Raw genomic sequence first — 1,292 nt, forward strand, 5'->3', positions numbered from 1 at the left:
GAATAGATTTGCTCCACAAGTCACACCCCCTACACCCTTGCCGAGAATAGGAATACGACAAGGAACACAATGCCGAACCCCAGCAAGATTTGTTTTGATGTAATAGGGTCTTGCTTTACGTCATGCTCTTTTGCTGTGTCCTCATCATCGACAAGAGACATTTGATCTTCAGCTTCGGGAACTGTAGACGTTCGGGTACTCATAAACCCCATGTTTGGATATAAGTCTGCGGCATGGTAGAACATTTCACCTAGACCCATTTGTGATGGTGCGTTCATATAAATCCTCCTTCGTAGTAGTCAAATAAGAAAAGGAGGGAAAAGCCCTCCCGCGTGTATTAATGCAAGCGTGAAAGCTTTTCAGCAACGATTTTCACGCGCCCGCCTTTTTGAGTATTGAAGCGAATCCAAAACTCTGTAAGACGTTCGGTGTCAATATAGTCACGAGAGCCGCCGAGGTTTGGCAAGCCTTGGTTAGAGAAGTCAAACACATAAACCCCATCCGGTAAGACATAACCCAAGTCCGAATGATTTCGGGCTGCAAGTGCTGACGGCTTAATGCTGTAAGGGATGTCGGCTTGGTTAAATACCAATTCCAAGTTGCCCGCAAAGTCGCTGTCCTTCAGCGGGTTGCCTGACTCATCCGTAAAGTAAAACATGAGTTTACGGTAGATCGTCCCTGTCTGAAGCTTCACGATATTTTGACCGTTCCCGGTGAACTGTTCGCCTTTTTCGTTTACAAGCTTCAGGACAGAAATATCCGGCATAGCTTGTGGTACAGAAGGGACGGAGAACGTTTCAATTGTCGGCGTGATTTTCAATTGCTTCAGTGTAACGGTGTCTCCAGTAGCCAACTGATACGCGTCTTGCGCGCGTGCTGTATCAATCTGAAGGGAAACGGTTGTCTCCTCGTTTTGTAGCAAGATAAGACCGACCTGGTCACGTTGGTTTAAAGTTAATGGCAGCGCGACTTGGAATTTAATACGCGCGTCTTTACCTGACGTGCTCGCGGCTGTTTCAATGTAAGATAACGCCCGCGGACTTGATGCAGGTAATAGAACGTCTGGATTCAATCGGTTTAAGCTGTATAGGTGAAGGGCTTCGCCTGACACAACAAAAGGACGGAATCCACTGTTTAATTCCAGTGCAATATTTCTGATAATCTGGTATGGTGAAAATGGTTTAGTTGGAATTGCCGCGTTCTGCGATTTGAGAGAGACAGTCGCGTCAAATTCAACTAAAATTTGTGATAGCAGGCGTACTTTCGGTAGGTTGAATGATACCGTTTGTGCG

General features: G+C 46.1%; 2 protein-coding genes. Both read right to left on the reverse strand.

Translation table 11 applies throughout. The annotated features are described in order from the left end of the window. Window positions 1-29: 29 nt before the first annotated feature. Window positions 30-278: a hypothetical protein gene (locus tag ACFXPL_RS37130; protein ID WP_080467411.1), complete on the reverse strand. Its 249-nt coding sequence runs from the start codon at window positions 276-278 to the stop codon at window positions 30-32. A 59-nt stretch (window positions 279-337) separates the two neighbouring features. Beyond that, a partial coding sequence (locus ACFXPL_RS37135; RefSeq protein ID WP_384927587.1) for a hypothetical protein occupies window positions 338-1,292 on the reverse strand: 955 nt, incomplete at its 5' end.

Origin of the sequence: Streptomyces sp. NPDC059092, assembly GCF_042756365.1 — a bacterium.
GTDB lineage: Bacteria > Actinomycetota > Actinomycetes > Streptomycetales > Streptomycetaceae > Streptomyces.

Coding starts and splice junctions, on each gene's coding strand:
- ACFXPL_RS37130 (WP_080467411.1), bottom strand. CDS start 278: ATGAACGCACCATCACAAATGGGTCTAGGTGAAATGTTCTACCATGCC.